Source organism: Enterobacter sp. JH25 (assembly GCF_021725435.1).
Taxonomy (GTDB): domain Bacteria; phylum Pseudomonadota; class Gammaproteobacteria; order Enterobacterales; family Enterobacteriaceae; genus Enterobacter; species Enterobacter intestinihominis.
Genome location: NZ_CP091319.1, coordinates 99113 through 124009, shown reverse-complemented (window position 1 = coordinate 124009; position 24897 = coordinate 99113). Strand labels below are relative to the sequence as shown.

The following is a 24897-nucleotide window of genomic DNA, read 5'->3' as shown; positions in this document are numbered from 1 at the left end:
GCCATGAGCACAAAAGCGATTTATCCGGGTACCTTCGATCCGATCACTAACGGTCATCTTGATATCATCACCCGTGCGGCGTGTATGTTCGACAAGGTGATTCTGGCCATTGCCGCCAGCCCGAGCAAAAAGCCGATGTTCGACCTGAACGAACGCGTGCAGCTTGCCACCGATGCGATTTCGCATTTGTCGAATGTTGAGGTCGTCGGATTCAGCGATTTGATGGCAAACTTTGCCCGTGCTCAGCAGGCCAATATCCTGATCCGCGGTCTTCGCGCGGTAGCAGACTTCGAATATGAGATGCAGCTGGCGCACATGAACCGCCATCTGATGCCGGAGCTGGAGAGCGTATTCCTGATGCCCTCCAAAGAGTGGTCCTTCATCTCTTCTTCGCTGGTGAAAGAGGTGGCGCGCCATCGCGGGGACGTTACCCACTTTCTGCCGGTTAACGTCCACCAGGCGTTGATGGAAAAGTTAAAGTAACCCTACTTCTGGCACTGACGGCAGTAAAACGTGGCGCGCTGAGCGTGCTTCGTGGCAATAATCGGCGTCCCGCATGCTCTGCACGGTTCCCCCTTACGACCATAAACCTGCAACTCCTGCGCAAAATAGCCCGGCTTCCCGTCGCTTTGCAGAAAATCCTTCAGCGTCGTCCCGCCCTGCTCAATTGAGCGCAGCAGTACCGCTTTAATCACTCTGACCAGCAGCTCGCACTCCTGCGCAGACAGCGAAGAGGCCAGCCGATCGGGATGGATCCCGGCGGCAAACAACGATTCGCTGGCATAGATATTCCCCACGCCCACGACCAGCTTGTTATCCATCAGCCAGGGTTTAATCGGGGTTTTCTTTTTCGCGCACTTCTCTTTGAGATAATCTGCGTTAAACGCTTCTGAGAGCGGCTCAGGTCCAAGATGCGCCAGCACGTTGTGCCCTTCCAGCTCTTTGGTCCACAGCCATGCACCAAAGCGACGCGGGTCGGTGTAACGCAGCACCTTGCCGTTACTCATCACCAGATCAACGTGGTCGTGCTTTTCCGCAGGCAACTCTTCGGTGAGGATGCGCAGGCTTCCCGACATGCCCAGATGGATAATGATCCAGCCGTCAGGCAGCTCCAGCAGCAGGTATTTCGCGCGGCGCTGTACGCTCAGGACAGGTTTATCGCTTAACGCGTGGATCTCATCGGACACCGGCCAGCGCAGACGCCCGTTGCGAACGACAGCATGAAGAATAGTCGCGCCAACCAGATGGGGCTCAATGCCGCGGCGGCTGGTCTCTACCTCAGGTAATTCAGGCATGGTTCCTCCGTTGAGATGCAGAATGCAAAAAACCCCGCAGTTGCGGGGTTTTTCAATACAAGGAGACTAAAATTATTTGATTTTAGCTTCTTTGTACAGTACGTGCTGGCGTACAACTGGATCGAATTTTTTCAGTTCCAGTTTTTCCGGCTTAGTACGTTTGTTCTTCGTGGTGGTGTAGAAGTGACCTGTACCAGCAGAAGAAACCAGCTTGATTTTCTCGCGAATACCTTTAGCCATGATTTATTTCCTCTTTAAGTACTTAGTACTTTTCGCCACGGGCACGCAGTTCGGACAGAACTGTATCGATGCCTTTCTTATCGATTACACGCATACCTTTAGCAGATACGCGCAGGGTGACAAAACGCTTCTCGCTCTCAACCCAGAAACGGTGAGAGTGCAGGTTCGGCAGGAAACGGCGTTTAGTCGCGTTCAGTGCGTGGGAACGGTTGTTACCGGTCACCGGACGCTTGCCAGTAACTTGGCAGACTCGGGACATGTCTATTCTCCAAAAATCAAATTAGCTCGAGCTTCGTATGGGGTATCGGCGCCTCGTCAGGCTTTACAGCCCGGTCATCGCATAGTTCTATTGAACTCTCGATTGCCAGGCCCAAATGCCAAACCCGAGATTCTCAAAGGTGGCGTAGTATACGCTGACTCGGCGGTGTGCTCAAGTCCCGAACAGACAAAGATCCCGATGGATCGCGAGAAAAGGCCTAAATCCAGCCACGTTCGGCAAAAGAAATGTACTCTCCGCGGCCAATTATCAGATGGTCCAGCACACGAATGTCCATGAATTGACAGCATTTGATAATACGTTCGGTAATTGCTTTGTCAGCTCTGCTTGGTTCTGCACAGCCAGAGGGGTGATTATGCGCGAGGATCACGCCGGCTGCATTCACTTTTATCGCTTCCCGCACAATTTCACGCGGATGCACCTCAACGTGGCTCAATGTTCCCGAAAAAAGGCGGGTATGTTTCAGTACCCGGTTTTTGTTGTCGAGAAAGATCACCATAAAGATCTCCCGCTCCAGATCGGAAAGCTGGCTTTGCAGAAATTCGCGGGTCATATCGGGGGTGAGGATCGGGTCTTCTTCCTCCATACGCACGTTGTAAAATCTCCGGGCCAGCTCCGCAATGCCCCGCAACTGGGCATATTTCGCCACGCCAATACCCTCAACGTGCGTAAACGCCTCCAGCTCGGCGGTCAACAATCCATACAGTGAGCCGAAATGCTCTATCAGCTCTTTCGCCAGCGTAAATACCGTTTTCCCCGGCGTGCCTGTGCGTAAAAAGAGCGCCAGCAGCTCGTCGTCCTTTAACAACGTGACGCCATGGCGCAGCATTTTTTCACGCGGTAGCAGCAGTTCAGTCTCTTCCATGCCCGGCCTCCTTCTGTTTGCCATTATGCTGCCACAGGCAAATTCGGGGCTCGACGCTGGCGTTTCGTTCTTGCGTAGCGCCTCGCAAAGTGAATTAAGGACATCATCACCCCGTTTTAGGGATTGTGATAAAATGCCCGCTCTCTGGTGAAACCCAACAGGAAAGAATCATGATGAGCCTGGCCGGTAAAAAAATCGTTCTTGGCGTCAGCGGCGGTATTGCTGCCTATAAAACGCCAGACCTGGTGCGCCGTTTGCGCGAGCGCGGGGCCGACGTACGGGTCGCGATCACCGAAGGCGGCAAAGCCTTTATCACCCCGCTGAGCCTGCAAGCCGTCTCGGGATACCCGGTATCCGACAGTCTTCTCGACCCGGCAGCCGAAGCCGCAATGGGCCATATTGAGCTGGGGAAATGGGCCGATCTGGTTATCCTTGCCCCCGCCACGGCAGATGTAATTGCCCGCGTGGCGGCCGGGATGGCGAACGATCTGGTAACGACCATTTGCCTCGCCACGCCTGCGCCCGTCGCGGTTGTACCCGCAATGAACCAGCAGATGTATCGCAACGCCGCTACCCAGCATAATCTGGATACGCTGGCCTCGCGCGGCCTGCTAATTTGGGGACCGGAGAGCGGCAGCCAGGCCTGTGGCGACGTGGGGCCAGGGCGTATGCTCGACCCATTGACGATTGTTGATATGGCCGCCGCCCATTTCTCGCCTGTCAACGATCTGCAACATCTCAACATCATGATTACCGCGGGCCCCACGCGCGAGCCGCTGGATCCGGTGCGATACATCACCAACCACAGCTCCGGCAAAATGGGCTTTGCAATTGCTGCCGCGGCAGCCAAACGCGGCGCGAACGTGACGCTGGTGAGCGGCCCGGTGTCGCTTACCACCCCTGCGTTTGTGCGGCGTATTGATGTAACTACCGCGCTGGAAATGGAAGCCGCCGTACAGGCGCATGCTCAACAGCAGCATATTTTTATCGGCTGTGCGGCCGTCGCTGATTACCGCGCCGAAACCATTGCCGACGCCAAAATTAAAAAGCAAGGTGATGAATTAACAATAAAAATGGTGAAGAACCCGGATATCGTTGCCGGTGTCGCCGCATTGAAAACTCATCGTCCTTACGTTGTTGGGTTTGCCGCAGAAACGAATAATGTGGAAGAATATGCCCGGCAAAAACGTACCCGCAAAAACCTCGATTTGATTTGCGCGAACGACGTATCGCTGTCCACGCAAGGATTTAACAGCGACAGCAACGCATTGCACCTTTTCTGGCAGGATGGAGATAAAGTCTTACCGCTTGAGCGCAAAGAACTCCTGGGCCAACAATTACTGGACGAGATCGTTACCCGTTATGATGAAAAAAATCGACGTTAAGATTCTGGACCCGCGCGTTGGCGAGCAATTTCCGCTGCCAACGTATGCCACCTCCGGCTCTGCCGGTCTTGACCTGCGCGCCTGTCTCGATGACGCCGTAGAACTGGCGCCGGGTGCAACGACCCTGATCCCGACCGGGCTGGCGATTCACATTGCTGACCCGTCACTGGCAGCGGTGATCCTGCCGCGCTCTGGCCTGGGCCATAAGCATGGCGTCGTGCTGGGTAACCTGGTCGGCCTGATCGACTCTGACTATCAGGGTCAGCTGATGGTATCCGTCTGGAACCGTGGCCAGGACAGCTTCACCATTGAACCGGGCGAGCGTATTGCGCAGATGGTGTTTGTACCGGTGGTGCAGGCAGAATTTAACCTGGTGGCAGACTTCGACGCTACCGACCGTGGCGAAGGCGGCTTCGGCCATTCCGGGCGCAAATAACCGCCCGACAAACACGCATCTCACAGCGCCATAATGCAATAACAAACCGCAAACGTCAGTTTGCGGGTCGCTGTGTGGTTGCCAGCCTGACAAGTGCTTATTTTCAGGGGTATTTTGTAACATGGCAGAAAAACAAACCGCGAAAAGGAATCGTCGCGAAGAAATACTTCAATCTCTGGCTCTGATGCTTGAATCCAGCGACGGCAGTCAACGCATCACCACCGCCAAGCTGGCGGCCTCTGTGGGCGTGTCAGAGGCGGCGCTGTATCGTCATTTCCCGAGCAAAACCCGGATGTTCGACAGCCTGATCGAGTTTATCGAAGATAGCCTGATCACGCGCATCAACCTGATTCTGAAGGATGAAAAAGACACCAGCACGCGTCTGCGTCTGATTGTGCTGCTGATTCTGGGCTTTGGTGAACGTAACCCGGGTCTGACCCGTATTCTTACCGGCCACGCGCTGATGTTTGAACAGGATCGTCTGCAAGGCCGTATAAACCAGCTTTTTGAGCGTATCGAAGCCCAGCTTCGTCAGGTTCTGCGCGAGAAGAAAATGCGGGAAGGTGAGGGATATAATACGGATGAGACGCTGCTGGCAAGCCAGATCCTGGCATTTTGCGAAGGGATGCTCTCCCGGTTTGTGCGCAGCGAGTTTAAATATCGACCAACGGACGATTTTGACGCCCGCTGGCCGTTAGTGGCAGCACAATTACAGTAACGCCATCGCCGGATGGCGGCTTCGCCTTATCCGGCCTACGAACAGGTAGGCCCGGTAAGCGTAGCGCCACCGGGCAATTGAATTATACGCCAAACTCTTCGCGGTATTGACGTACCGCCGCCAGGTGATCCGCCATTTCAGGCTTCTCTTCCAGATATGCAATCAGGTCTGTCAGCGTGATGATAGAGATCACTTTGCAGCCATAATCGCGTTCCACTTCCTGAATAGCAGAGATGTCGCCACGCCCGCGTTCCTGACGATCAAGCGAAATCAGCACACCCGCAAGCGTTGCACCGTTAGCCTGGATAATTTCCATCGATTCACGGATCGCGGTACCTGCGGTGATCACGTCATCCACCAGCATCACGCGGCCCTGCAACGCACTGCCTACCAGATTGCCGCCTTCACCGTGGGTTTTGGCCTCTTTACGGTTAAAGCAGTACGGTACGTCGCGGTCATGGTGCTCCGCCAGCGCCACCGCCGTGGTGGTTGTAATTGGAATGCCTTTGTACGCGGGGCCAAACAGCAGATCGAAATCAATCCCGGAATCTACCAGCGCTTCGGCATAGAAGCGGCCTAACAGTGCCAAATCGCGCCCGGTATTAAACAGCCCGGCGTTGAAGAAATACGGGCTTTTACGACCGGATTTCAGCGTGAACTCGCCAAACTTAAGTACCTGCTTGTTAAGCGCAAACTCAATAAACTGGCGCTGATACGATTTCATGGATTTGCTCCTTTGTCTTTTCAGTCTTACAGGCAAAAAAAAGGCGACTCATTGGTCGCCTTAAAATCAATTTTCTAACGCCGCTTTCTGCGTCGCTACAATAGATTCAATACCCCCTCGGGCCAACGCCAGCAAGGTGAGCAGTTCTTCGTGAGTGAATGGCTCGCCTTCTGCCGTGCCCTGCACTTCAATGATGCGACCATCTTCGGTCATCACCACGTTCATGTCGGTTTCTGCGGCAGAATCTTCAACGTATTCCAGATCGCAAAGCGCTTCGCCGTTAACAATACCAACGGAGACAGCAGCAACCATCCCTTTCATTGGGTTGGTTTTCAGCTTACCGGCGGCAACCAGCTTGTTCAGCGCATCTGCCAGCGCCACACAGGCACCGGTAATGGAGGCCGTACGCGTGCCGCCATCGGCCTGGATCACGTCGCAGTCCAGCGTGATGGTGAACTCACCCAGCGTTTTTAAGTCAACCGCGGCGCGGAGCGCACGTGCGATCAGGCGCTGGATCTCCATAGTACGGCCGCCCTGCTTACCTTTTGCCGCTTCACGGGCATTACGGGTATGGGTTGCGCGCGGCAACATACCGTATTCGGCGGTGATCCACCCCTGCCCCTGACCTTTCAGGAAGCGAGGCACGCCCTCTTCGATGGACGCGGTGCAAAGCACTTTGGTGTCACCAAACTCAACCAGCACGGAGCCTTCAGCGTGTTTTGTATAGTTACGGGTCAGGGTGACGGGACGCACCTGGTTGGCGCTACGACCTGCTGGACGCATGATGGATTCTCCGGCTTGAAACGAATGTGGCTGCGCATTATACGGATAAAGGACGCTTATTCCTATCCTGAGAAGCCCCTGAAAGCTATAATCCCCCCATCTCTCCTTTAAAAACGGGAATGTCTATGATCCGCAGTATGACCGCCTACGCCCGGCGTGAAATCAAGGGTAGCTGGGGTAGCGCTACCTGGGAAATGCGCTCGGTAAACCAGCGCTATCTGGAAACATATTTCCGTATGCCGGAACAGTTCCGCAGCCTGGAGCCTGTGGTGCGTGAGCGTATCCGTACGCGTCTGACCCGCGGGAAAGTGGAATGTAACCTGCGTTTTGAGCCCGATGCCAGTGCACAGGGCGAACTGATCCTGAACGAAAAGCTGGCAAAACAGCTGGTTAATGCGGCGAACTGGGTCAAAATGCAAAGCGATGAAGGCGAGATCAACCCGGTTGATATTCTGCGCTGGCCTGGCGTGATGGCCGCCGGAGAGCAGGATCTGGACGCGATTACCGCTGAAATCCTGGCTGCACTCGACGGCACGCTGGATGACTTTATCGTTGCCCGCGAAACCGAAGGCCAGGCGCTGAAAGCGATGATTGAGCAACGCCTTGAAGGCGTGAGCGCCGAAGTGGCTAAAGTGCGCGCTCATATGCCAGAAGTGCTGCAATGGCAGCGTGAGCGTCTTGTCGCCAAACTGGAAGAGGCGGAAGTTCAGCTGGAAAACAACCGTCTGGAACAAGAGCTGGTGCTGATGGCGCAGCGTGTAGACGTGGCTGAAGAGCTGGATCGTCTGGAAGCGCACGTTAAAGAGACCTACAACATCCTGAAGAAGAAAGAAGCGGTAGGCCGCCGTCTCGACTTTATGATGCAGGAGTTCAACCGCGAGTCGAACACGCTGGCGTCTAAGTCTATCAATGCAGAGGTGACCAATTCAGCAATTGAACTGAAGGTCCTGATTGAGCAGATGCGCGAGCAGATCCAGAATATCGAGTAATACCTTTCAGGGTGGTGTCTGGCACATCACCCATTACTTTTTCTAATCCATATTTATCCTTACTTTCTTTGTCTCCCGCCTTATCACAAGCCCGCCTGGCATGCGTTGATAAATTCCTTTAGGGCAAATCCCCTCGCCTTAGAAAATCTCAATCGTGATCTTGCGCACAAATCGCTAACCTCCTCCACTTCATTCCGGAGGGTTTATGCTGCTTCACATTCTCTATCTTATTGGCATTACCGCTGAAGCCATGACCGGCGCGCTTGCCGCCGGACGTCGCCGAATGGACACCTTCGGCGTGATCATCATTGCCACGGCCACTGCGCTCGGCGGCGGGTCCGTGCGCGATATCCTGCTTGGCCATTATCCGCTCGGCTGGGTTAAAAACCCTGAGTACGTCATTATCGTGGCAACGGCAGCCGTGCTAACCACGATTGTAGCCCCGGTGATGCCTCATCTGCGCCGCTTGTTCCTGGTGCTGGATGCGCTTGGGCTGATTGTTTTTTCCATCATTGGCGCACAAATTGCTCTCGATATGGGTGAAGGCCCGGTTATCGCCACCATTGCGGCGGTGATCACGGGCGTGTTTGGCGGGGTGCTGCGCGATATGTTCTGCAAACGTATCCCGCTGGTTTTCCAGAAGGAACTGTATGCCGGCATCTCCTTTGCCGCGGCAGTGCTTTATGTCGCCTTGCAGCACTATGTCACCAACCACGATGTGGTGGTTATCTCCACGCTGCTGTTTGGTTTCATCGCGCGTATGCTGGCATTGCGCCTGAAGCTGGGCCTGCCCGTTTTTCATTACAAGCACAACGCGCATTAATGTCAGAACCCGTTAATGTGCTGCTCAGCCAGCCACCTTGCCAGCCTATCAACGGGAGGCGCATGCAGCCAGTTAACGACCTGCTTCGCCTTCTCTTCACCTGTTCCCGGCAAAGCCTGCCAGTCAGCGGCGCTCCGCTGATTCAGCGCCTGCCACGACGCCGCCCCAACCGCATTCAGCGTGGCTTTTGTCAGCGGGATCCCCATCGCTGTGACCCAGCGAATAAAAGGTTGCTTGCGCACCATATTAAAACGATGCCAGAGCGATAACCCGCGCCCGGCGGAAAAGCCAGGCGTGGACTGTAGCTGCGCCTGCGTCAGTGTTAACCACGAAAAAATATGCTCGAGATGATGCGTCTGATGAAGCGTTCGCCAGCCCGCCTCGCCTAACCCCTCGATCCCTAGCCCTTGTTTCGAGCTAAGCCACGTCAACCGGGCAAAGAACTGTTCCATACACGCTGGTGAGGCATAAAAACAGGTCAGCGAGTGGTACTGCAGGGCCGGAGGTTCTGGTTTTTCCCTGTTCGCTCCCCGCCAGACAACTCGATCGAATCGGGGGATCCCCTGCCCGGCGAGGCTTATCAGAACCTGATCGCCGGGAACAATATCCAGCCGCTGCCAGCGTGTGACCGACCCCAGGCTCACCCGCCGCACCTGTTTATCATCAAGCTTTACTGGATCCAGTTCGGCTACAACGGACACCTTGCCCGTTCGCCCGACGCCAAACTGTATCCCTCGCACTTCAGCAACCTGAGCGACAGGCGTATATTTCCATGCGACAACCCAACGGCCTTCACCGGGTAACCAACCGTCGCCCGCGGGTTCATCCGCTGAACGCACCACAATGCCGTCCGTGGCAAAGGGCAATGCTGTTGTATGCCACGCTGAACGCTGCGCTTCGACCGCATTCACAGACGCGGCGGGCAGCGTATAACGCGCCGTCAGGGTGAACCCGGCTTTTGACAACGCATCCAGAGATACCTGCATCTCTTTAGGTCCATCCGGCCAGGCCCAGATAAACACGCCGAGCTGCCTGAGAAGTGCGCTATCGTTATGACGCATCATGGCGCCCGCCACTTTTGCCCGCATGTTCATCCCCCCCATCTGACGCTGGATGTGGTTTTCATGAATCCAGAACAGTTCACCCTGTAAGACGCTATTTGCCAGGGGGCCGGACAGGTTTTGCGGAACAGAGGGGATTGATCGAACCTGCGCCGTCCAGTCTTCACCTTTCACACCGTTGCCACGGCTAATGGCCCGGACAAGCTTCCCGCCCTGGTACACCAGCGTCACAGCCACGCCATCCACTTTGGGCTGCATCCAGAGATGTTGCCGGGCTCGCATCCACTGGCTGAGCTCAGCTTTACTGGCAACCTTATGCACGCCCGTATGCGCAACCGGGTGTGTCACACTACCTGTCAGAGGTGGCGGTCTCTCTTCGGAAGAGACATGACCAAAGCAGCGCTGCCACTGGTTCAACCGCGCGTTAAGCTGATCGTAAACCCCGTCATCAACGTCACTGACTCCCTGCTTCCAGTAAGCATCGTCCCAGCGTTTGATCTGCGCGCTCAGCGCTACAATGTCCTTTTCTGCTTTTGCCTGCGACCATACCGGGCATACCGCTAACCCGGTGCTACACCACAACAGCGCAAACCCGCTTATCCATCGCCACATTATTACCCCTCCTTTGCGTTGGAGGAGGTATAACCCGGTATTGAAAACGACGCGAATGGCAACGTTACGCTTTACGAGGCGTTATCCAGCGTTTCTTTTTGTTGCTGCAAACCGCAGACAAAACCTGAAAACGGCACGCAAAATTTAATCATCCACGGGAAAAAGTGTGACAAAGGCTACGTCACACAGCGGCGACGTGTATAATAAGCCCGTATGTAGGACTTCTTCGTTAACACATACAAAAGACTCTCATGGCTCAAGGCACGCTTTATATTGTTTCTGCCCCTAGTGGCGCGGGTAAATCCAGCCTTATTCAGGCACTGTTAAAAACCCAACCGTTGTACGATACGCAGGTTTCTGTTTCTCACACCACGCGAGCACCGCGTCCGGGTGAGGTGCACGGTGAACACTATTTCTTTGTGAATCACGACGAATTCAGAGCGATGATTGGCAGAGACGCGTTTCTTGAACACGCAGAAGTATTCGGTAACTACTACGGTACTTCGCGTGAAACCATTGAGCAGGTTCTGGCGACCGGCGTGAACGTGTTCCTGGATATCGACTGGCAGGGCGCGCAGCAAATTCGTAAGAAAATGCCTGATTCGCGCAGTATTTTTATTCTACCGCCATCGAAAGATGAACTGGATCGCCGCCTGCGTGGTCGCGGCCAGGATAGCGAAGAAGTTATCGCGAAGCGTATGGCACAGGCTGTTGCAGAAATGAGCCATTACGCGGAATATGATTACCTTATTGTGAATGATGATTTTGATGCCGCGCTGAGCGATCTCAAAACTATCCTTCGCGCAGAACGTCTGCGTATGAGCCGCCAGAAGCAGCGACATGACGCATTAATCACCAAACTGTTGGCAGACTGAACCCACTTTCAGTATCATGCCCAGTCATTTCTTCACCTGTGGAGCATTTTAAGTATGGCACGCGTAACTGTTCAGGACGCTGTAGAGAAAATTGGTAACCGTTTTGACCTGGTACTGGTCGCCGCGCGTCGCGCTCGTCAGATGCAGGTAGGCGGTAAAGATCCGCTGGTACCGGAAGAAAACGATAAAACCACCGTTATTGCACTTCGCGAAATCGAAGAAGGTCTGATCAACAACCAGATCCTCGACGTGCGTGAGCGCCAGGAGCAGCAAGAGCAGGAAGCCGCAGAACTGCAGGCCGTAACCGCCATTGCTGAAGGTCGTCGTTAATTAAACCTGCGGGTCGCCCTTGTATCTGTTTGAAAGCCTGAATCAACTGATTCAAACCTACCTGCCTGAAGACCAGATTAAGCGTCTTCAGCAGGCGTATCTCGTTGCACGTGACGCTCACGAGGGCCAGACACGTTCAAGCGGTGAACCCTATATCACGCACCCGGTAGCGGTGGCCTGTATTCTGGCCGAGATGAAACTCGACTACGAAACGCTCATGGCCGCCCTGCTGCATGACGTGATTGAAGATACCCCTGCCACCTACCAGGACATGGAACAGCTGTTTGGCAAAAGCGTTGCCGAGCTGGTGGAAGGGGTCTCTAAGCTTGATAAGCTGAAATTCCGCGATAAGAAAGAGGCGCAGGCCGAAAACTTTCGCAAGATGATCATGGCGATGGTGCAGGATATCCGCGTCATTCTCATCAAACTTGCTGACCGCACCCACAATATGCGCACGCTGGGCTCACTTCGCCCGGATAAACGTCGCCGCATCGCCCGAGAAACCCTCGAAATCTACAGTCCGCTGGCGCACCGTTTAGGTATTCATCACATTAAAACCGAGCTGGAAGAGCTGGGTTTTGAAGCGTTATACCCGAACCGCTATCGCGTGATTAAAGAGGTGGTGAAAGCCGCTCGCGGTAACCGTAAAGAGATGATTCAAAAGATCCTCTCTGAAATCGAAGGGCGCTTGCAGGAAGCCGGTATTCCATGCCGCGTCAGCGGTCGCGAAAAGCATTTGTACTCTATTTACTGCAAAATGGTGCTCAAAGAGCAGCGTTTTCACTCGATCATGGATATCTACGCGTTCCGCGTCATCGTCCACGACTCGGACACCTGCTACCGCGTGCTGGGGCAGATGCATAGCCTGTACAAGCCACGTCCGGGGCGCGTCAAAGATTACATCGCCATTCCAAAAGCGAACGGATACCAGTCTTTGCACACCTCGATGATTGGCCCGCACGGCGTTCCGGTTGAGGTGCAAATTCGTACCGAAGACATGGATCAGATGGCGGAAATGGGTGTCGCGGCGCACTGGGCTTATAAAGAGCACGGCGGCGAAAGCAGCACCACCGCGCAAATCCGCGCCCAGCGCTGGATGCAGAGCCTGCTGGAGCTGCAACAGAGTGCAGGTAGCTCGTTTGAATTTATCGAGAGCGTTAAATCCGATCTCTTCCCGGATGAGATTTACGTTTTCACGCCGGAAGGGCGCATTGTCGAACTGCCTGCGGGCGCGACACCGGTCGACTTCGCTTACGCCGTGCATACCGATATCGGCCATGCCTGCGTGGGTGCCCGCGTCGACAGGCAGCCTTATCCGCTGTCGCAGCCGCTCTTCAGTGGGCAGACTGTCGAAATTATTACCGCGCCGGGCGCACGTCCTAACGCCGCCTGGCTGAACTTTGTCGTGAGCTCAAAAGCGCGCGCAAAAATCCGCCAGCTGCTGAAAAATCTCAAGCGCGACGACTCCGTTAGCCTGGGGCGTCGTCTGCTCAATCACGCGCTGGGTGGCAGCCGCAAACTGGCAGAGATCCCACCAGAAAACATTCAGCATGAGCTGGAGCGTATGAAGCTCGCCTCGCTGGATGACCTGCTGGCAGAGATTGGCCTCGGAAACGCCATGAGCGTGGTCGTGGCGAAGAACCTGCAACAGGGCGAAACGACAGCCGTTCCTGCTAACGCGCAAAATCATGGTCACCTGCCAATCAAAGGCGCTGACGGGGTGCTCATCACCTTCGCCAAATGCTGCCGCCCTATCCCGGGCGACCCGATTATTGCGCACGTCAGCCCGGGTAAAGGGCTGGTGATCCACCACGAATCTTGCCGTAACATCCGTGGCTATCAGAAAGAGCCTGAGAAGTTCATGGCGGTCGAATGGGATAAAGAGACAGCGCAGGAATTTATCACTGAAATCAAGGTGGATATGTTTAACCACCAGGGTGCACTGGCGAACCTGACGGCAGCGATCAACACGGCCTCGTCAAACATTCAGAGCCTGAATACTGAAGAAAAAGATGGCCGCGTTTACAGCGCCTTTATTCGCCTGACCGCCCGTGACCGCGTACATCTGGCCAATATTATGCGCAAGATCCGCGTGATGCCGGATGTCATTAAAGTCACCCGTAACCGAAACTAGCATTATGAATTCAACACGTTACGAGCGAATCTGCGAAATGCTCGCCAGGCGTCAGCCTGATCTGACGGTCTGCATGGAGCAGGTCCATAAACCTCATAACGTCTCTGCTATCGTTCGCACCGCAGATGCCGTCGGCGTGCATGAAGTCCACGCCGTCTGGCCAGGCGCACGTATGCGTACCATGGCCTCCACCGCCGCAGGCAGCAACAGCTGGGTATCCGTGAAAACTCACCAAACTATTGGTGAAGCGGTCTCGCACCTGAAAGGGCGTGGCATGCAGGTTCTGGCAACCAACCTCTCTGCTAAAGCCGTGGATTTCCGTGAGATCGATTACACCCGTCCGACCTGCATTTTAATGGGCCAGGAGAAAACGGGGATCACGCAGGAAGCACTGGATTTGGCTGACCGGGACATCATCATTCCGATGATCGGCATGGTCCAGTCACTCAACGTGTCGGTCGCCTCAGCGCTGATCCTGTATGAAGCGCAGCGCCAGCGTCAGAATGCCGGAATGTACGAGCGCAGCAACAGCATGCTGCCGGAAGAGGAGCAGCAGCGCCTGCTGTTTGAAGGTGGCTATCCGGTGCTGGCTCGCGTTGCGAAGCAGAAGAAATTGCCTTACCCCCACGTCAACGCGCAGGGCGAAATTGAAGCCGATGCCGAGTGGTGGTCCACCATGCAGTACGCAGGGTAAATCATGAAAGGCCGCCTGCTGGACGCCATACCGCTCAACAGCCTGACGGGCGTGGGCGCGGCACAAAGCAGTAAACTGGCGAAGATTGGCCTGCACACCGTGCAGGATCTCCTGCTCCACCTCCCCCTGCGTTACGAAGACCGTACTCAGCTTTATAAAATTGGCGATCTGCTGCCCGCTATTTACGCCACCGTTGAAGGGGAAGTGCTGAACTGCAACATCACCTTTGGCGGACGCAGGATGATGACCTGCCAGATCAGCGACGGCACCGGCATTCTCACCATGCGCTTTTTCAACTTCAATGCGGCGATGAAAAACAGCCTTGCCACTGGACGACGCGTACTTGCGTACGGTGAAGCCAAACGGGGCAAATACGGCGCGGAGATGATCCACCCGGAATACCGCGTGCAGGGCGATCTCAGCTCACCTGAGCTACAGGAGACGCTCACGCCGGTCTATCCAACCACCGAAGGCATTAAGCAGGCCACGCTGCGCAAGCTCACCGACCAGGCGCTGGAGCTGCTCGATACCTGCGCCATTAACGAGCTGCTGCCACCGGAGCTAGCGCAGGGCATGATGAGCCTGCCGGAGGCGTTGCGCACCCTGCACCGTCCGCCGCCGACGCTTCAGCTCATAGACTTAGAAAGCGGTAAACACCCCGCACAACGGCGTCTTATCCTTGAGGAGTTACTGGCTCATAACCTGAGCATGCTGGCACTGCGCGCCGGTGCGCAGCGTTTCCACGCTCAGCCTTTAGGCCCGCATGATGAGCTCAAAGATAAGCTGCTGGCCTCACTGCCGTTTAAACCCACCGGCGCACAGGCGCGGGTTACCGCCGAGATTGAACGCGATATGGCGCTGAATGTGCCGATGATGCGCCTGGTGCAGGGCGACGTGGGTTCCGGGAAAACGCTGGTTGCCGCGCTAGCCGCTTTGCGCGCCATTGCCCACGGCAAGCAGGTGGCGCTGATGGCGCCGACAGAACTGCTGGCCGAGCAGCACGCCAACAATTTCCGTAACTGGTTCGCCCCACTGGGGATCGAAGTGGGCTGGCTGGCCGGGAAGCAGAAGGGCAAAGCACGTCTTGCGCAGCAGGAAGCCATTGCCAGCGGGCAGGTGCAGATGATTGTCGGCACGCACGCCATTTTCCAGGAACAGGTGCAGTTTAACGGCCTGGCGCTGGTCATTATCGACGAACAGCACCGCTTTGGTGTTCATCAGCGTCTGGCGCTGTGGGAGAAAGGTCTGCAACAGGGCTTCCACCCGCATCAGCTGATCATGACCGCCACGCCGATTCCGCGCACCCTGGCGATGACAGCCTATGCCGATCTGGATACCTCCACCATCGACGAGTTGCCGCCGGGCCGAACGCCGGTGACCACGGTTGCCATACCGGACACGCGGCGCAGCGACATCATTGACCGCGTGCGCAACGCCTGTACGCAGGAAGGGCGTCAGGCATACTGGGTCTGCACCCTGATTGAAGAGTCTGAGCTGCTGGAAGCGCAGGCTGCCGAAGCCACATGGGAAGAGTTAAAGCTCGCCCTGCCAGAGCTGAACGTCGGTCTGGTTCACGGGCGCATGAAGCCTGCCGAGAAGCAGGCGGTGATGCAGTCGTTCAAACAGGGCGAGCTGCACTTACTCGTTGCGACCACGGTTATCGAAGTGGGCGTGGATGTGCCGAACTCCAGCCTGATGATTATTGAGAACCCGGAGCGTCTGGGCCTGGCGCAGCTCCACCAGCTACGAGGCCGCGTGGGCCGTGGCGCGATCGCCTCTCACTGCGTGCTGCTCTACAAAGCCCCGCTGTCGAAAACCGCGCAGATGCGTTTGCAGGTATTACGCGACAGCAATGACGGCTTCGTCATTGCGCAAAAAGATCTGGAGATCCGCGGCCCGGGTGAACTGCTGGGCACACGTCAGACGGGTAACGCCGAATTTAAAGTGGCGGATTTGCTGCGCGATCAGGCCATGATCCCCGAAGTACAACGCCTTGCGCGTCATATTCATGAACGCTACCCCGAACAGGCGGCAGCGTTAATTGAACGCTGGATGCCGGAAACCGAGCGGTATTCCAACGCCTGACGGTCAGCCAAACATCGGCAGCATCAGGTAGAGCTTAATGACCAGCGCGTTGACGATATCAATGAAGAATGCGCCCACCATCGGCACCACCAGAAACGCCATGTGCGACGGGCCGAACCGTTCGGTGATCGCCTGCATATTCGCGATGGCCGTTGGTGTCGCTCCCAGACCAAATCCACAGTGACCCGCAGCCAGTACCGCCGCATCATAGTTTTTGCCCATCATGCGCCAGGTAACAAAGATGGCATACAGCGCCATAAACACGGCCTGTACCACCAGGATCGCCACCATCGGCAGCGCCAGCGAGGCCAGTTCCCACAGCTTGAGGCTCATCAGCGCCATCGCCAGGAACAGCGACAGGCTGACGTTCCCCAGCACGGACACCGCGCGTTCGAAGACGCGGTAGAAGCCCATCTGCGCCAGACCGTTGCTCAGGATCACCCCGATAAACAGCACGCAGACAAAGGTTGGCAGTTCGAAAGCCGTTCCCGCCAGCCATTGCGCAACGATTTTGCCCACGGTGAGGCAGATGGCAATCATGGCGATGGTTTCAATCATCACCAGCGAGGTGATGCTGCGACCAACGTCCGGTTTTTCGAACGCGGTCGGCACCATTTCATCGTCTGGTCTGCCTTCCGGCGTAGTGGAATGTTTCACCAGATAGCGCGCCACCGGGCCGCCAATCAGCCCGCCAAGCACCAGGCCAAAGGTCGCGCAGGCCATAGCCACTTCCGTTGCGTTTTCAAAGCCATAGCGTTCGATGAACAGCTTGCTCCACGCCGCGCCCGTTCCGTGACCACCTGACAGGGTAATCGACCCCGCCAGCAGACCCATCAGCGGATCCAACCCCAGCAGCGACGCCATACCGATGCCGATGGCGTTTTGCATCAGCAGCAGGCCCACCACAACAATCAGAAACACGCCCAGCACCTTGCCGCCTGAACGCAGGCTTGCGAGGTTAGCGTTCAGGCCGATAGTGGCAAAGAAGGCCAGCATCAACGGATCTTTCAGGGACATATCAAAATCAATTTCCCAGCCCATGCTTTTTTTCAGCACCAGCAGGGCAAGCGCCACCAGCAATCCACCGGCGACAGGTTCAGGAATGGTGTACTTTTTCAGAAAGGAAACACTGTGTACCAGCTTGCGACCAAGCAGAAGAACCAGCGTTGCGGCAACAAGGGTCGACAACGTATCGAGATGAATCATAAAAGGCTCCTGTTATGCGCGTGTTCCATACACACGCGGCGTTATCCTGGGCCGGGTGATGCTCGTCATGAGCCGCCGGCGCGAAAAGTGTAATTTTTTTTTCCTGTTCGTTGTAGAAAACCTGCTCACACCGGCAGATTTTCTCTCTTTTTTTTGCCGGCAATCGTTTGCTTTTACCAGGTGGTCAGCTAAAATGCCCGCTTTTCCACCGTGGGATTGCCGCCGATGTCTGTTAACACTCTGGAGTCTGCTGATGCGCAACCGATTGCGCAGAAGCAAAACAGTGAACTGATTTACCGCCTTGAAGATCGTCCCCCGCTGCCTCAAACCCTGTTTGCCGCCTGCCAGCATCTGCTGGCGATGTTCGTTGCGGTCATCACGCCGGCTCTGCTGATTTGTCAGGCGCTGGGGTTACCGGCGCAGGATACGCAACACATCATCAGTATGTCTCTGTTCGCTTCCGGTGTAGCCTCCATCATTCAAATTAAAGCCTGGGGTCCGGTGGGTTCGGGGTTGCTGTCGATTCAGGGCACCAGCTTTAACTTTGTGGCGCCGCTGATCATGGGCGGTACGGCACTGAAAACCGGCGGCGCAGATGTCCCGACGATGATGGCGGCGCTATTCGGCACCCTGATGCTGGCAAGCTGCACAGAGATGATAATCTCCCGCGTTCTGCACCTTGCGCGCCGGGTGATCACCCCGCTGGTCTCCGGCGTGGTGGTGATGATTATCGGCCTGTCGCTGATTCAGGTGGGTCTGACCTCCATCGGGGGCGGCTACGCGGCAATGAGCGACCATACCTTCGGCGCGCCGAAAAACCTGCTGCTGGCAGGCGTGGTGCTGGCGATCATTATTCTGCTTAACCGCCAGCGTAACCCGTACCTGCGCGTGGCTTCGCTGGTGATCGCCATGGCGGCCGGTTACCTGCTGGCGTGGGCGCTGGGCATGCTGCCGGAAAACACCACCCCAACCAACAGCGCGTTGATTACCGTGCCAACGCCGCTCTACTACGGCCTGGGCATTGACTGGAGTCTGCTCCTGCCACTGATGCTGGTCTTTATGATCACCTCGCTGGAAACCATTGGCGATATCACTGCCACCTCCGACGTGTCCGAGCAGCCGGTCTCCGGCCCGCTGTACATGAAACGTCTGAAAGGCGGCGTGCTGGCGAACGGACTGAACTCGTTTGTCTCGGCGGTGTTCAACACATTCCCGAACTCCTGCTTCGGCCAGAACAATGGCGTGATCCAGTTGACCGGCGTGGCCAGCCGCTACGTGGGCTTCGTGGTGGCGCTGATGCTGGTGGTCCTCGGCCTGTTCCCGGCGGTAAGCGGGTTTGTGCAGCACATCCCTGAGCCGGTCCTGGGCGGCGCGACGCTGGTCATGTTCGGTACCATCGCGGCCTCCGGCGTGCGTATCGTCTCCCGCGAGCCGCTGAACCGCCGCGCAATCATGATTATTGCGCTGTCTCTCGCCGTAGGACTTGGCGTCTCCCAGCAGCCGATGATTTTGCAGTTTGCCCCGGACTGGGTGAAAAACCTGCTCTCTTCCGGCATCGCCGCGGGCGGTATTACCGCTATCGTGCTGAATCTCATTTTCCCGCCTGAAAAGAACTGATCCCCACACGGCAGGCTGTCAATGCCTGCCGTGACATCTCTTTACACCATTCCCGCCTTGAGCATTGCGCATAATTCGTGCATAACACCCTTATGTGCGTTTCGCGGGAAGGAAGACCATGAAATTTATTGGAAAGCTGCTTATCTATCTTCTGGTAGCCCTGCTCATTGTAGTGCTCGCCTTTTATTTTCTGCTCCAGACCCGCTGGGGCGCATCGCAGGTCAGTAGCTGGATCACGGTGAATACCGATTACGAGCTCAACTTTGACCTGATGGATCACCGCTTTTCATCCCCTTCTCACATCCTTCTGGAAAACGTTACCTTCGGACGAGATGGCAAACCGGCCACGCTGGTCGCTAAAAAAGTGGATATTGGCTTAAGCAGCCGCCAGATCACCGACCCGCTGCATATGGACGCCATCACCCTGTTCGATGGCACGCTGAATTTATCTCCACAGACGGCGCCGCTGCCGTTCCAGGCCGATCGTCTGCAACTGAATAACATGGCCTTTAACAGCCCGAATACGGAGTGGGATCTCAGTGCGCAAAAGGTGACCGGTGGCGTCAGCCCGTGGCAGCCCGAGGCGGGGAACGTACTGGGGAAAAATGCGCAAATCCAGATGAGCGCCGGGTCGCTCACGCTCAACGGCATACCGGCCAACAACGTGCTGATTCAGGGACAACTCAACGGCAAAGAGGTGGTGCTCAATACCATCGGTGCCGATATGGCGCGCGGCTCGCTTACGGGGTCGGCTCAGCGTAATGCCGACGGTGGCTGGGTTATCGACACCCTGCGTCTGAATGAGATCCGCCTGCAAAGCGACAAATCGCTGCTGGATTTCTTCGCCCCTCTCTCCACCCTGCCTTCGTTACAGATTGGGCGGCTGGAAGTGACCGATGCCCGTCTACAGGGGCCAGACTGGGCGGTAACCGACCTCGATCTCAGCCTGCGTAACCTCACCCTGAGTAAAGGGGACTGGCAAAGCCAGGAGGGACGGTTATCCATGAACGCCAGCGAATTTATCTACGGCTCGCTGCATCTTTTTGACCCTATCCTGAACGCGGAATTCTCCCCGCAGGGCATTGCGCTGCGTCAGTTCACTTCCCGCTGGGAAGGGGGCATGGTGCGCACCTCCGGCAACTGGCTGCGCGACGGGAACGCGCTGGTGCTGGACGACGTTGCCATTGCCGGGCTGGAATATACGCTTCCGGAAAACTGGAAAACGCTGTGGATGGATCCGCTCCCGGCATGGCTGAACAGCGTGACGCTGAAAAAATTCGGCCTGAGCCGCAACCTGGTGATCGACATCGATCCGGCGTTCCCATGGCAGATCACCTCCCTCGACGGTTATGGCGCTAATCTGCGTCTGGCGCAAGACCACACGTGGGGCGTGTGGGGCGGTAACGCAACCCTGAACGGGGCGGCAGCAACCTTTAACCGCGTCGACGTGCGACGCCCGTCGCTGGCGCTGAATGCCAACGCCGCAACGGTAAACATTACCGACCTGAGCGCCTTTACCGAGAAAGGGATCCTGGAAGCGACCGCCACCGTGTCACAGCTGCCACAGCGACAAACCACCGTGAGCCTGAACGGGCGCGGTGTACCACTCAACGTTTTGCAGCAGTGGGGCTGGCCAGCGCTGCCGATTGCGGGCGACGGCAATATTCAGCTCACCGCCAGCGGCAGCGTGCAGGCGAATGCGCCGCTGAAGCCGACGGTGAACGGGAAGCTGAGCGCGGTGAATATGGATAAACAGCAGGTGCAACAGACGATGACCGGCGGGATGGTGTCGGCGGTGGCTCCGGCACAGTAAAAAGCCGGGTGGCGGCTTCGCCTTACCCGGCCTACGAGGTTTTGGTTCCCTCTCCCCGTGGGTGAGGGCATCAGACCGCATAATTACCGTAGGCCCGGTAAGCGAAGCGCCACCGGGCATTTTTCCAGCTCAGAGGTGGATCACCACCTCATCCCCCTCGGCTTTCACCACCACACCCCACTCGCTGCCCGCATGTGAACCGCCTTTTACGCCGCCGACCTTCTGCACGTTGCGCAAGCACACCGACCAGTTTTGCGCATCTCCCGTGCCGGTAAAGGTCACGACGTCGCCCTGACGTGACGCCTTCAGCGTAAACAACACGGAACCGTCCGCCGCAGGCACTTCACTCACCGCCGTTGCGCCATCGCTCAGGTTGAAAAGCTGGAAGGCCGTCCCCTCGTGCCACGCATAGTCCGGCTTCTGGTTATTATTGCCGAGCGCCAGCAGCGTGTTGTCGCGCACATAGACCGGCAGGCTCTGGAAATCGTGCTGCTGCTTATGCCAGCGGCTGCCCTCGATTACATCGTTGTGCCACAGGTGCGTCCAGCGCCCTTCCGGCAGCCAGAACTGCACGTCGCCCGCCTCGGAGAACACCGGCGCCACCATCATTGAATCCCCCAGCATGTACTGGCGGTCAAGGTAATCGCACGCCGGGTCGTCCGGGAACTCCAGCATCATCGCCCGCAGCATCGGCGTGCCGAACTCGCGGGCCAGCGCAGCCTGACGATACAGGTACGGCATCAGCTGGCATTTCAGCTGGGTGAAGTGGCGCACCACGTCGCAGGACTCGTCATCGTACGCCCACGGCACGCGGTAGGATTTGCTGCCGTGCAGGCGGCTGTGGCTGGAGAACAGCCCGAAAGCGCACCAGCGCTTATAGACGTGCGCCGGAGCGGTGTTTTCAAACCCGCCGATATCGTGGCTCCAGAATCCGAAGCCGGACAGGCCAATAGACAGCCCGCCGCGCAGGCTTTCCGCCATCGATTCATAGTTGGCGTAGCAGTCGCCGCCCCAGTGCACCGGGAACTGTTGCGCTCCCACGGAGGCAGAACGGGCAAACAGCACCGCCTCTTCTTCTCCCACCGTCTCTTTCAGCACGTTCCACACCAGTTCGTTGTAGATGTAGGCGTAATGGTTGTGCATCTTCTGCGGATCGGAACCGTCAAACCACTGGACCTCCGTCGGGATACGCTCGCCGAAGTCGGTCTTGAAGCAGTCGACGCCGATCTCCACCAGGCCTTTCAGCTTGTCGGCGTACCACCGGCACGCATCCGGGTTGGTGAAGTCGTAGATCGCCAGCCCCGGCTGCCATTTGTCCCACTGCCACAGGGAGCCGTCCGGGCGCTTGAGCAGGTAGCCCTTCTCTTTCAGCTCACGGAAGATCGGCGATTTCTGGCCGATGTACGGGTTGATCCACACGCAGACCTTCAGCCCTTTCTCTTTCAGGCGGCGGATCATCCCTTCCGGGTCGGGGAAGGTCACCGGGTCCCACTCAAAATCGCACCACTGGAAGGCTTTCATCCAGAAGCAGTCGAAGTGGAACACGTGCAGCGGCAGGTCGCGCTCGGCCATGCCGTCGATAAAGCTGTTGACCGTCGCTTCGTCGTAGTTAGTGGTGAAGGAGGTGGTCAGCCACAGGCCGAACGACCACGCCGGCGGCAGCGCCGGACGCCCGGTGAACTGCGTATAGCGGTTTAATACCTCTTTTGGCGTCGGGCCGTCGATCACGAAGTACTCCAGATACTCCCCTTCCACGCTGAACTGCACTTTGGACACTTTCTCGGAGCCGACTTCAAACGAGACATTTTCCGGGTGATTCACCAGCACGCCATAACCACGGTTGGTCAGGTAGAACGGGATGTTTTTGTAGGACTGCTCGGTGCTGGTGCCCCCGTCGCGGTTCCAGGTTTCGACCGTCTGACCGTTGCGCACCAGGGCGGTAAAGCGCTCGCCCAGACCGTAGACCGTTTCCCCCACGCCCAGATCCAGACGTTCAAACACATAGTTGCGATCGGTGTTGGTATCCTGCACGTAGCCGTTGTTTTTCAGCTGGCTGCCGGTAATGCGCTGGCCGTTGCGCAGGAAATCCAGCGCCCAGAACTCGCCTTTGGTAACGCGCACGCTGACGCTGCCGCTTTTCAGCTCGGCAAATTCGGCGTTGTTTTCAATCTCAACTTTTACATCCTTCAGAACGTTCAGCGGATAGTGCGGGCCGTTGTTCAGCGCACCCTGGAAGTGCTCAATGCGCACCCCGATAATCCCTTCCTGCGGAGTAAACAGGCGCACCGTGAACATCAACGTGTCGAGCTGCCAGGTGCGTTCGCGCACGTCACGCGGCGCCACATACACCACCAGGTCATTGCCCTGCTGCTCCACGTCGAACACCTGTACCGGATACGTCACGTTAAGGCCCGGTTGGATAAGCCAGTTTCCATCACTGATTTTCATGCTTACGTCCTCTTAGTTCTGCAATTCTTTGCTGACCGGCAGGTTTTCAAACTCCTGCTGATTGCGGCGCGCGCCCTGCGCCAGCTCGCGCAGGATTTTGGTCAGGAAGGGGGTTTTCAGCGTGTAGTAGCGTTTGGCGATAATGGCGCTCAGCACGTAGCAGATCGCCGGAGCCAGCGTAAACAGACCGATAATGATGCTGATGGTCGCGCTGTTCTGGGTTTTGGCTGCCGCGTCGTAGCCGCCGCCTGCCAGCATCCAGCCGATCATCGCCCCGCCCAGCGCCAGGCCGAGTTTCAGCACGAACAGCGTGCCCGCAAAGCTGATGCCGGTCAGACGTTTGCCGTTGGTCCATTCGCCGTAGTCGACGGTATCGGACATCATTACCCACTGAATCGGTGTCACCAGCTGATGCAGCACGCCGATAACGAAGATGAAGCCGAACATCAGCACGGTGGCATGCATCGGCACGAAGAACATCGCCACGCTGACCACCGCCAGCGCGGCGTTGGTCCACCAGAAGATGCTGACCTTGCACTTCCAGTCGGTGAGCGGTTTCGCCAGCGCGGAGCCAATCAGGTTGCCGACGCAGTAGGTGGTGAGGAACGCGACGAACACTTCCGGCGAACCCATGATCCAGGTGCAGTAGTACATCATCGCGCCGCCGCGCACGCAGACGGCAAGGATGTTGAGGATGGTCAGCACGCCGACGATGCGCCACTGGTCGTTTTGCCAGATGTCGCGCAGATCTTCACGCATGGAGGTGGTGCTCGGCGGCACCTGGATGCGCTCTTTGGTGGTGAAGAAGCAGAACGCCAGCATCAGGAACGCGACCACCGACAGCACGGCGATCCCGCCCTGGAAGCCGAACGCCTTATCGTCGCCGCCGATCAGGTTCACCAGCGGCATCATCAGCACCGTGGAGAGCATGCCGCCCGCCGTCGCCAGCACAAAGCGCCAGGACTGAAGGGAGATACGCTGCGTCGGGTCGTTGGTGATCACCCCGCCCAGCGCGCAGTACGGGATGTTGACCACGGTATAAAGCAGGGTCAGCAGCGTGTAGGTGATAGCGGCGTAAACCATTTTGCCGTTGAGGCTGAGGTCCGGCGTGGTGTAGGCCAGCACGCAGACGATGCCGAACGGAATGGCGCCGAACAAAATCCACGGGCGGAACTTGCCCCAGCGGCTGCGGGTGCGGTCGGCAATCAGCCCCATGCACGGGTCGGAGATCGCATCCAGCGCGCGCGCCAGCAGGAACATGGTGCCGACAAACCCGGCGGGAATACCAAAAATATCGGTGTAGAAAAACATCATGTAAAGCATGACGTTATCAAAAATGATATGGCTGGCGGCGTCTCCCATGCCGTAGCCAATCTTCTCTTTTACTGACAATACTTCGCTCATATTTTTATCCTTCACGCTGTAGGGGGCGCTGAGACCGGTTGCATTGGTTTTAAACCATTGTTTCAGGAGCGGGTATTGCGTTT

Annotated in this window: 23 protein-coding genes; 13 read left to right on the top strand and 10 right to left on the bottom strand. The window is 56.9% G+C overall.

Features of this window, described 5'->3' with window-relative positions:
• Positions 1-3: 3 nt before the first annotated feature.
• Positions 4-483, top strand: a complete 480-nt coding sequence (gene coaD / locus L2Y28_RS00615; RefSeq protein WP_022646622.1) for a pantetheine-phosphate adenylyltransferase — start codon at positions 4-6, stop codon at positions 481-483.
• 2 nt (positions 484-485) lie between these two features.
• On the opposite strand, the gene mutM is transcribed toward coaD, so the two are convergent.
• The 4 genes from mutM to radC form a co-directional block, all read right to left on the bottom strand.
• Positions 486-1295: a bifunctional DNA-formamidopyrimidine glycosylase/DNA-(apurinic or apyrimidinic site) lyase gene (gene mutM / locus L2Y28_RS00610; protein ID WP_003860879.1), complete on the bottom strand. Its 810-nt coding sequence runs from the start codon at positions 1293-1295 to the stop codon at positions 486-488.
• 72 nt (positions 1296-1367) lie between these two features.
• Complete coding sequence (gene rpmG / locus L2Y28_RS00605) at positions 1368-1535, bottom strand: 50S ribosomal protein L33 (RefSeq protein WP_003024094.1); 168 nt, start codon at positions 1533-1535, stop codon at positions 1368-1370.
• A 22-nt stretch (positions 1536-1557) separates the two neighbouring features.
• Positions 1558-1794 carry a 50S ribosomal protein L28 gene (gene rpmB, locus L2Y28_RS00600; protein WP_002436699.1) on the bottom strand — a complete coding sequence of 79 codons (237 nt, stop codon included), beginning with the start codon at positions 1792-1794 and terminating at the stop codon, positions 1558-1560.
• A 217-nt stretch (positions 1795-2011) separates the two neighbouring features.
• Positions 2012-2677: a DNA repair protein RadC gene (gene radC / locus L2Y28_RS00595; RefSeq protein WP_022646621.1), complete on the bottom strand. Its 666-nt coding sequence runs from the start codon at positions 2675-2677 to the stop codon at positions 2012-2014.
• Positions 2678-2850: 173 nt separating this feature from the next.
• Between radC and coaBC the strand changes: the two genes are divergently transcribed.
• The 3 genes from coaBC to slmA all read left to right on the top strand — a co-directional run bounded on the left by coaBC (position 2851) and on the right by slmA (position 5216).
• A complete protein-coding gene (gene coaBC / locus L2Y28_RS00590; RefSeq protein ID WP_087878399.1) occupies positions 2851-4062 on the top strand; it encodes a bifunctional phosphopantothenoylcysteine decarboxylase/phosphopantothenate--cysteine ligase CoaBC in 1212 nt (403 codons plus the stop codon).
• Positions 4040-4498: a dUTP diphosphatase gene (gene dut, locus L2Y28_RS00585; RefSeq protein WP_015570042.1), complete on the top strand. Its 459-nt coding sequence runs from the start codon at positions 4040-4042 to the stop codon at positions 4496-4498. Before coaBC ends, dut begins: the two co-directional genes overlap by 23 nt.
• 121 nt (positions 4499-4619) lie before the next feature.
• A complete protein-coding gene (slmA, locus tag L2Y28_RS00580) occupies positions 4620-5216 on the top strand; it encodes a nucleoid occlusion factor SlmA (RefSeq protein WP_003860901.1) in 597 nt (198 codons plus the stop codon).
• A gap of 82 nt (positions 5217-5298) precedes the next feature.
• Here slmA and pyrE read toward each other — a convergent pair whose 3' ends face one another.
• A complete protein-coding gene (pyrE, locus tag L2Y28_RS00575; RefSeq protein ID WP_022646619.1) occupies positions 5299-5940 on the bottom strand; it encodes an orotate phosphoribosyltransferase in 642 nt (213 codons plus the stop codon).
• Between the two features lie 66 nt (positions 5941-6006).
• Entirely contained in the window at positions 6007-6723 is a 717-nt protein-coding gene (gene rph / locus L2Y28_RS00570; RefSeq protein ID WP_015570044.1) for a ribonuclease PH, read from the bottom strand.
• A gap of 125 nt (positions 6724-6848) precedes the next feature.
• On the opposite strand from rph, the gene L2Y28_RS00565 reads away from it, so the two are divergent.
• Positions 6849-7712 carry a YicC/YloC family endoribonuclease gene (locus L2Y28_RS00565; protein ID WP_003860907.1) on the top strand — a complete coding sequence of 288 codons (864 nt, stop codon included), beginning with the start codon at positions 6849-6851 and terminating at the stop codon, positions 7710-7712.
• A 205-nt stretch (positions 7713-7917) separates the two neighbouring features.
• A complete protein-coding gene (locus L2Y28_RS00560; protein ID WP_022646618.1) occupies positions 7918-8535 on the top strand; it encodes a trimeric intracellular cation channel family protein in 618 nt (205 codons plus the stop codon).
• Between the two features lie 2 nt (positions 8536-8537).
• Here the strand turns inward: L2Y28_RS00560 and ligB are convergent, their stop codons facing one another.
• Positions 8538-10208: an NAD-dependent DNA ligase LigB gene (gene ligB, locus L2Y28_RS00555; protein WP_022646617.1), complete on the bottom strand. Its 1671-nt coding sequence runs from the start codon at positions 10206-10208 to the stop codon at positions 8538-8540.
• Between the two features lie 251 nt (positions 10209-10459).
• Here ligB and gmk point away from each other — a divergent pair, with 251 nt between their 5' ends.
• The 5 genes from gmk to recG are packed head-to-tail and all read left to right on the top strand — an operon-like array spanning position 10460 to position 16326.
• Positions 10460-11083, top strand: a complete 624-nt coding sequence (gene gmk, locus L2Y28_RS00550; RefSeq protein WP_006177710.1) for a guanylate kinase — start codon at positions 10460-10462, stop codon at positions 11081-11083.
• A 54-nt stretch (positions 11084-11137) separates the two neighbouring features.
• On the top strand, positions 11138-11413 hold the full coding sequence (gene rpoZ, locus L2Y28_RS00545) for a DNA-directed RNA polymerase subunit omega (protein WP_000135058.1): 276 nt from the start codon (positions 11138-11140) through the stop codon (positions 11411-11413).
• A 19-nt stretch (positions 11414-11432) separates the two neighbouring features.
• Complete coding sequence (gene spoT, locus L2Y28_RS00540) at positions 11433-13547, top strand: bifunctional GTP diphosphokinase/guanosine-3',5'-bis pyrophosphate 3'-pyrophosphohydrolase (protein WP_022646616.1); 2115 nt, start codon at positions 11433-11435, stop codon at positions 13545-13547.
• Between the two features lie 4 nt (positions 13548-13551).
• Positions 13552-14241 carry a tRNA (guanosine(18)-2'-O)-methyltransferase TrmH gene (gene trmH, locus L2Y28_RS00535; RefSeq protein WP_032622047.1) on the top strand — a complete coding sequence of 230 codons (690 nt, stop codon included), beginning with the start codon at positions 13552-13554 and terminating at the stop codon, positions 14239-14241.
• Between the two features lie 3 nt (positions 14242-14244).
• Positions 14245-16326 (top strand): ATP-dependent DNA helicase RecG, encoded by a 2082-nt coding sequence (recG, locus tag L2Y28_RS00530; protein WP_022646614.1) that lies wholly within the window; start codon positions 14245-14247, stop codon positions 16324-16326.
• 3 nt (positions 16327-16329) lie between these two features.
• Here the strand turns inward: recG and gltS are convergent, their stop codons facing one another.
• Entirely contained in the window at positions 16330-17532 is a 1203-nt protein-coding gene (gene gltS, locus L2Y28_RS00525) for a sodium/glutamate symporter (protein WP_022646613.1), read from the bottom strand.
• A gap of 225 nt (positions 17533-17757) precedes the next feature.
• Between gltS and xanP the strand changes: the two genes are divergently transcribed.
• Both xanP and L2Y28_RS00515 read left to right on the top strand, forming a co-directional pair.
• Positions 17758-19149 (top strand): xanthine/proton symporter XanP, encoded by a 1392-nt coding sequence (gene xanP / locus L2Y28_RS00520; protein WP_015570053.1) that lies wholly within the window; start codon positions 17758-17760, stop codon positions 19147-19149.
• Between the two features lie 118 nt (positions 19150-19267).
• On the top strand, positions 19268-20962 hold the full coding sequence (locus tag L2Y28_RS00515; RefSeq protein ID WP_022646612.1) for an AsmA family protein: 1695 nt from the start codon (positions 19268-19270) through the stop codon (positions 20960-20962).
• 129 nt (positions 20963-21091) lie between these two features.
• Here L2Y28_RS00515 and yicI read toward each other — a convergent pair whose 3' ends face one another.
• Both yicI and L2Y28_RS00505 read right to left on the bottom strand, forming a co-directional pair.
• Positions 21092-23410 (bottom strand): alpha-xylosidase, encoded by a 2319-nt coding sequence (yicI, locus tag L2Y28_RS00510; protein ID WP_023330106.1) that lies wholly within the window; start codon positions 23408-23410, stop codon positions 21092-21094.
• Between the two features lie 12 nt (positions 23411-23422).
• Positions 23423-24814 carry a glycoside-pentoside-hexuronide family transporter gene (locus tag L2Y28_RS00505; protein WP_015570055.1) on the bottom strand — a complete coding sequence of 464 codons (1392 nt, stop codon included), beginning with the start codon at positions 24812-24814 and terminating at the stop codon, positions 23423-23425.
• Positions 24815-24897: the final 83 nt, after the last annotated feature.